The 6,858-nt window shown below is 67.6% G+C and carries 7 protein-coding genes and 1 tRNA gene; 4 read left to right on the forward strand and 4 right to left on the reverse strand.

Annotated features, from left to right (window positions below; translation table 11 throughout):
* Nucleotides 1–54: 54 nt before the first annotated feature.
* On the reverse strand, nucleotides 55–882 hold the full coding sequence (locus tag EON91_RS04510; protein ID WP_292091902.1) for a YadA-like family protein: 828 nt from the start codon (nucleotides 880–882) through the stop codon (nucleotides 55–57).
* A 152-nt stretch (nucleotides 883–1,034) separates the two neighbouring features.
* Nucleotides 1,035–1,110: transfer RNA gene (locus EON91_RS04515), tRNA-Ile, on the reverse strand.
* Nucleotides 1,111–1,563: 453 nt separating this feature from the next.
* On the opposite strand from EON91_RS04515, the gene EON91_RS04520 reads away from it, so the two are divergent.
* Nucleotides 1,564–2,319: an SIMPL domain-containing protein gene (locus EON91_RS04520; protein ID WP_292091904.1), complete on the forward strand. Its 756-nt coding sequence runs from the start codon at nucleotides 1,564–1,566 to the stop codon at nucleotides 2,317–2,319.
* On the opposite strand, the gene EON91_RS04525 is transcribed toward EON91_RS04520, so the two are convergent.
* Together EON91_RS04525 and panD are read right to left on the reverse strand one after the other, a co-directional pair.
* Nucleotides 2,320–3,057, reverse strand: a complete 738-nt coding sequence (locus EON91_RS04525; protein WP_292091905.1) for an SIMPL domain-containing protein — start codon at nucleotides 3,055–3,057, stop codon at nucleotides 2,320–2,322.
* A 48-nt stretch (nucleotides 3,058–3,105) separates the two neighbouring features.
* Entirely contained in the window at nucleotides 3,106–3,462 is a 357-nt protein-coding gene (panD, locus tag EON91_RS04530) for an aspartate 1-decarboxylase (RefSeq protein WP_292091907.1), read from the reverse strand.
* A gap of 231 nt (nucleotides 3,463–3,693) precedes the next feature.
* Between panD and sppA the strand changes: the two genes are divergently transcribed.
* The 3 genes from sppA (at nucleotide 3,694) to EON91_RS04545 (ending at nucleotide 6,693) form a co-directional block, all read left to right on the forward strand.
* On the forward strand, nucleotides 3,694–5,475 hold the full coding sequence (gene sppA / locus EON91_RS04535; RefSeq protein ID WP_292091909.1) for a signal peptide peptidase SppA: 1,782 nt from the start codon (nucleotides 3,694–3,696) through the stop codon (nucleotides 5,473–5,475).
* 120 nt (nucleotides 5,476–5,595) lie between these two features.
* Nucleotides 5,596–5,913 (forward strand): hypothetical protein, encoded by a 318-nt coding sequence (locus EON91_RS04540; RefSeq protein WP_292091910.1) that lies wholly within the window; start codon nucleotides 5,596–5,598, stop codon nucleotides 5,911–5,913.
* Nucleotides 5,914–5,928: 15 nt separating this feature from the next.
* Nucleotides 5,929–6,693, forward strand: coding sequence for an N-acetylmuramoyl-L-alanine amidase (locus tag EON91_RS04545; protein WP_292091911.1), 765 nt, complete (start codon nucleotides 5,929–5,931; stop codon nucleotides 6,691–6,693).
* Nucleotides 6,694–6,858 lie beyond the last annotated feature (165 nt).

Raw genomic sequence — 6,858 nt, forward strand, 5'->3', positions numbered from 1 at the left:
GACAAAAGCCCGCCCCGACGACCCGGAGCGGGCTTTGCTGTGAAGACGGCTGGCTTAGAAATTGAAGGCTACGCCCACTGCGCCACCCGAGCCGCCACGGTTGGCCAGGCTGGCGCTGCCGCGGATGCTGATGCGTCCCGAGTCCAGCAGATGAGATGCGCCGATCGAAAGCGCTGACTCACCGCGCCAGTGACCCAGGCCCGCCCCGATCGACGTTCCGCCCGGTGCGAAAGCCTGCGGAATCGTCGCGGCGGCCATGGCGGCCGCGGTGCCCGAGTTGGCGTATTCCTGCATGGCCTTTGACCCGCCGGTCACCGCTGCGATCTGCGCGTCGGTGTAGGCGTTGGCCGCCTGAAGGGTCTGTGCGTCGCCCTCGTCGGCATAGGCGCGGGCTGCGACAGCGGCAGCGGCCAGCCGGGTGTCCAGTTGTCCCACCGTGGCGCCGTCAGTGGCGGCGATCCCGTCGGCAAGATTGGTCACTCGACGCTTGATGTTGGCGTTGCCGAAGGAGACGGTGTCGGCTTCACTGGCGATGCTGCCTGCTCCCAAAGCGACACTGTTGGTCCCTTGGGCCCAAGAACCCGTGCCAATAGCGGTTCCTCCTTCTCCGGCTTCAGAAACCGCTCCGATAGCGGTGGATGCTGCTCCGTTTGCCTTGGCCAGATGGCCTAGCGCAGTCGCATATGTGGCGCCGGCCGTGGATACCGATCCGACGGCGGTCGACCCGAAACCATCTGCATTCGCTTCACGCCCGCAGGCCAGCGCATAATTTTCAGTCGGCGTATTCGCCGAAGTGCCAGCGCACGCTTCTTGGGCCGAGGCGTGGCCAGTTGTAAGCAGGCCTGCGGCCAACACTGCAGCTGTAACGATTCCGAGTTTCATGAAGGACCTCTTTGTTTGAGGCCATCGGCTATTGCTGCGCTTGCCTGCGAGCTAACCAATTTCGACGGATCGACAGCCTTTCGACGCGTTTGCGTCTAACGCCGGATCGACTGACCCGCAGCCGATGTCACACTGAATTTCAGAATGCGCGCTGGTAGGCCCGGAGGGACTCGAACCCCCAACCAGACCGTTATGAGCGGTCGGCTCTAACCATTGAGCTACGGGCCCCTCCGGCGGATTCCCAGCGGGGAGGTTTCGCCTAGCAGAGGCGGCGGCGGCTGCAAAGCGCCGCGCGGAAAGCGATAGCTCGAACCGCTCGGCCATCCTATCGCGGCGCGCCACGGCGTTGAAATCGGGCCGGCTTTCCGTTCGCCGAGGCCTTCGGCCCGCCTGGGTCGCGGGCGCGTTCATACTGAGCGGATGTCAGCTCCGTCGCCCCGCGCCGCCTTCGCTCCCCGCCCCGGCGTTCTCGACGAGCCATTGCACTGATTGCACTGCATGCACTCTTTTTTTTCGCGGAGTGCAGTGCAATCCGGCACCGAACCTTTCGTCGATTTCACGCCGATGAATGGAACCTGCACGCCCATCCTGTGCGTTCATTCAGGCGCGAAAGGCCAAGGTTCGGCCATGACGCCGCGTCACGCTGCGTCGCTCGACGGATCGTCCTCACTGGAGACTGACATGACCCGCAAATTCCGCGCTCTTGCGCTTGGCGGCGCCCTTCTGGCCGCGACGGCCCTGACGGCGCCGGCCGCCCTGGCCCAGACGGCCCCCATGGACCATGGAGGCATGCACATGATGCAGCCCGCTCCGTCGCTGAACCTGTCGGCCTATGGCGAGGTGAAGGCCGCGCCCGACATGGCCACCATCACCTTCGGCGTGGTGACCGAGGCGCCGACCGCCGCCGCCGCCATGAGCCAGAACGCCGAGCGCATGACCCAGGTCATGACCGCCCTGCGCCGCGCCGGCATCGCCGAGCGCGATATCCAGACCTCGGGCCTGAACCTGTCGCCGCAGTATGACTATGTTCAGAACGAGCCGCCCAAGCTGCGCGGCTATCAGGCCAACAACCGCGTGACGGTGACCATCAACGACCTGACCCGTGTCGGCTCGACCGCCGACGCCGTGGTCGGCGCCGGCGTCAACCAGATCGACGGCATCGGCTTCGCGCTGAAGGACCCCAAGGCGGCCGAGGACCGCGCCCGCCAGGAGGCTGTCCGCGCCCTGCAATCCAAGGCCCAGCTGTACGCCCAAGCCCTGAACGTCCGCCTGGGCGGCATCCGCACCCTGACCGAGGGCGGCGGCTATACGCCCCAGCCGCCGACGCCGATGTACCGCATGGCCGCCATGGATTCGGCCGGCGCCAGCACCCCGGTCGCGCCCGGCGAACTGACCGTCCGCATCGATGTCACCGGCGTTTACGACATCGTTCGCTGATCACTCGATCTCGAACGTCACCTGAATTTGCGCCTCCGTCCTCACGGGCGGAGGCGCTACGGTCAGGGAAATGGTTGGTCTAGCTAGACTGCCCGTCACTACGACATCGTCGACGTAGCCGTAGCCGTACATTTCCCTGGCTACATTTCGGTCACCAGGGTTCTGCAGCTTCAATACTCGCACAATCCGCTGTCCGGCGGCGGTCGCCAGCGTTTCGGCCTGCCGACGGGCGTCGGCGAAAGCCGCGCGCTGCGCCTCAACGGCCTGTCCGGCGTCGTCCCCCAGATAGAACGATGTGACATTTGCGCTCCGCGCGCCCCGTTCCGAGGCCAGCGACACCGCATCGCCCGCGCGTGCGACCGGGCTGGCTTCGAGAGTCAGGCTGCTGGAGGCGACGTAGCCGGTGATCGGGCAATCGTCCTTATCGCCATAGTCGTCCTTTTCGCACGCGGGATCGAACGTCGGCGATACGCTGGGCGAACCGGTCGTCAGGCGCGCCCGCTCAAGGCCTTCCAGCGCCTTGATGTCCTCGACCCGCGTCTGGACGGCCGCCAGCGCGCGAAGGGCGTCGACCTGGTTCGCGCCCTGGCCTTCGATCTCGGCATTGATGCGGAAGGTGTCGGGCGGCGTCTCGACCTTGCCGCGCCCGGTCACGGTGATGGAGGGGCGTGTCGGGGCGTCCTGCGCCACGGCAGGCGTGGCCAGCAGCAGCGCCATGGCGGCGGCGTATCGGATCATTAGTGTTCTCCCCTGTTCGGCACAGGGGAGGTTACGGCTAAGCCGGCGTCAAGCCGCGCGCTTGATGGCGTTGCCGTCGTCCAGCAGGACCACGATGGGTGTGTAGTTGCGGGCTTCCTCGGCCGGCAGCTGGCCATAGGTGACCACGATCACCTTGTCGTTCTTCTGGACCAGGCGGGCGGCGGCGCCGTTGACGCCGATCACCTTGGAACCGCGCGGGGCGGGGATGGCGTAGGTGGTGAAGCGGGCGCCGTTGGTGATGTTCAGCACATCGACCTGCTCGTGCGCAAAGATGCCCGCCGCGTCCAGCAGGTCGGTGTCGATGGCGATAGAGCCTTCGTAATCCAGGTCGGCCTGGGTCACGGTGGCCCGGTGCAGCTTCGACTTCATCAGGGTGACCAGCATGGGAGCGCGGTCTCCGACAATACGCGGGGCGATGGGCCCCCGCTCGCAGAAGGCTGATATAGGGATTGAACCGCAGCGCATCAATCACGTTTGCTGCATTGCACACGCGCGGCCTGACCTGGGTCTGCGTCCCGGTTCGCGCATGACGCGACCTTCATTTGACGGTGACGGTTCGGGGCCTATGGTCGGTCCCGGCCGCGCCCGGCCGAACGATCGGATAGCCTTCCAGCGATGAAACAGTTCTTCCTGACCGTGCTCGGCGTCTTTACCGGGCTGGTGCTGTTCGTGATCGTCCTGCCGGTCTTCCTGATCACCCTGATCGTGGCCAGCGCGTCAAAGCCCGCCGCCACCACGACCAATACGGTGCTGGAGCTGGACCTGCGCGAGGGCCTGACCGATCAGGCGCCGACCAATCCGTTCGCCGGTTTCGGCGGCTCGGGCCTGTCGGTGGTCGGCGTCGTTGACGTTCTGGCCCAGGCCGAGAAGGACCGTCACGTAAAGGGCCTGCTGATCCGCCTGCCGGAGGCCGGGATCACCCCCGCCGCCGCCGACGAGGTGCGTCAGGCCATCCGCCGCTTCCGCGCTTCGGGCAAGCCGGTGATCGCCCACAGCCAGGGCTTCATGCCCGTGGGGACCAGCGTCTCCAGCTATATGATCGGCGCCTCGACCGGCGAGCTGTGGATGCAGAACACCTCGAACTTCCAGCTGGCCGGCCTGTCGGCCGAGACGATGTTCCTGGGCCGGGCCTTCGACAAATACGGCGTGCGCGCCGATTTCGAGCAGCGCTACGAATACAAGAACGCCGTCAACCAGTTCACCCGTAAAGACTATACCGAGCCGCACCGCGAGGCGATGCTGGCGTGGATGGGCTCGATCTACGACACCGCCCTGACCGCCGTGGCCCAGGATCGCAAGACCACGCCCGTCGCGCTGAAGACGGCGATCGAGGCCGGGCCCTGGTCCGCCCAGCAGGCGCTGGAACGCAAGCTGATCGACAAGATCGGCCAGGTCGAGGAAGCCGAGGCCGCCATCAAGCGCCGCGCGGGCCGCAACGCCGAGATCGTCGAATTCCATGACTACGCTTCGGCCCGGGGCGAGCGGAACGGCTCGGGCCGCGACGCCATCGCCATCGTCGGCGGCGAAGGGGCCATCGTCACGGGCCGTGGCGGCGCCGATCCCTTCGCCTCCAGCTCGGACATGCGTTCGGATGACGTGGCCGAGGCCATCTATCAGGCGATCGAGGACAAGGACGTGAAGGCCATCGTCTTCCGGGTATCCTCGCCCGGCGGTTCGCCCGACGCCTCGGAACAGATCCTGGCCGCCGTGCGCGCGGCCAAGGCGGCGGGCAAGCCGGTCGTCGTGTCCATGGGCGCCTATGCCGCGTCCGGCGGCTACTGGATCAGTTCCGAAGCCTCGGCCATTGTCGCCCAGCCCTCGACCCTGACCGGTTCGATCGGCGTCTATGGCGGCAAATTCGTGCTGGCCGACGCCCTGGGCCGTTTCGGCGTCGATGTGCGCGACCTCAGCGTTGGCGGCGACTACGCCTCGGCCTATTCGACCGTCCGACCCTTCACCCCGACCCAGCGTGCGGCCTTCGCGGCTTCGATGGACCGGACGTACGAAGCCTTCGTCACCCGCGTCGCCACGGGCCGTAAACTGCCGGTCGAGCGGGTCCGCGAAATCGCCCGCGGCCGGGTCTGGACCGGCGCCCAGGCCAAGGAATTGGGTCTGGTCGACGAACTTGGCGGCCTGACCGAAGCCATCGCCCGCGCCCGCGTGCTGGCCAAAATTCCGGCCGAAACCTCGGTGCGGTACAAGCGCTATCCGACGCCCAAATCGCCGTGGGAGGCGCTGTCCTCCGCCTTCGGCGTCCAGAGCGAGAGCGCGCGCGCCCTGGTCATGCTGGGCGGCGTCATGGCCGACCCGCAGGTCCAGACCCTGGCGCGCGAGGTTCGGACCGACCGGATGCGCGGGCAGGGGGCGACGGTTCTGGCCGACCAGCCGGTTCACTGAACCGGACCGGAAAAAAGCTGCGACACACTCGCCTGTGAAGCGTCCATCCATTGACCGTTCATGTCAGTGGACCGACATTGCGCCCAAGGCGTTCAGTATGAGCGTCCGAAAGGGAAATCGATGACCCAGTCCCGGAAGGTGTTCCACCTCGGCTTCCAGTCCCGCCGCCGCGGCGCCGGGCTGATGGCGCCGATCATGTGGCTGGGCGGACTGATCGCGGCCTGTGTGGCCATGACCGTGGGCGCCGTTCTGGCCGTCATCACCGCCGCCGCCGTGGCCGTGATCGCGGTGACCGCCGGGGTCGTGGTCTTCTTCGCCGGTCTGGCCGTGCGCGCGCGTCGCCGCATGGCGCCGGCCCCCGCCGCCGAGGGTGTGATCGACGCCCGCAAGGTCGGGGACACCTGGGTCACCTATGGCTGGGAGCGGGAAAGCCGCTGACGCGCGCGCTTCGCCATGCCGCCCTTTGATCTGACCGACGCCCCATCGCCCAATTTCAACGCCCGGCGCGGGCCGCCGGACATGATCGTCCTTCACTACACCGGCATGCAGACCGCCGAGGGCGCCATCGCCCGCCTGCGCGATCCCGGCACCGAGGTCTCGGCCCACTATGTCGTGGACGAGGACGGGCGGGTTCTGTCCCTGGTCCCCGAAGAGCGGCGCGCCTGGCACGCGGGCCGGGGCGAATGGCAGGGCGAGACCGACGTCAACGCCGCCTCCATCGGTATCGAGATCGTCAATCCGGGGCACGAATTCGGCTATCGCCCCTTTCCTTCGGCGCAGATCGACAGGGTCATCGACCTGGTCGCCGACATCCGCACGCGCTGGACCGTCCCGGACGCCCGCATCATCGCCCATTCCGACTGCGCCCCCGGCCGCAAGCAGGATCCGGGGGAGCTCTTCCCCTGGAGACAACTGGCCCAGGCCGGCCACGGCCTGTGGTTCGAGCCGGCGACCGAGCGGATCGCGGCGCTGGGTGGCCCGCTGTCGCCGGGCGACGAAGGGCTGGGCGTCATCGTCCTGCGCTCGGGCCTGCACAGGCTGGGCTATGGGCTGAAACCCGGCGGCGATTACGATGACCAGACCCGCCTGACGGTCGAGGCCTTCCAGCGCCACTGGCGGCCCGACCGCGTCGACGGGATCGCGGACGGCGAGACCCGCGCCCGCCTGGTCGGCCTGCTGCAGCTGGCCAGCGCCGAGAGCGTGACGGGCGTTCTCTAGCGTCATGGCTTGATCCGGGCGCTCAAAACGCGCATCTGACGCCCACCAGACGGCCGGGCGGTCGCGGCGGGGCTTGCTCCGTCGAGGAAAGTCCGGGCTCCACGGTGAAAAGGCGGCGGGTAACGCCCGCCCGGGGTGACCCGAGGGATAGCGCCACAGAAAGCA

Source organism: Brevundimonas sp. (assembly GCF_004210735.1).
In the GTDB taxonomy this organism is placed as follows: domain Bacteria; phylum Pseudomonadota; class Alphaproteobacteria; order Caulobacterales; family Caulobacteraceae; genus Brevundimonas.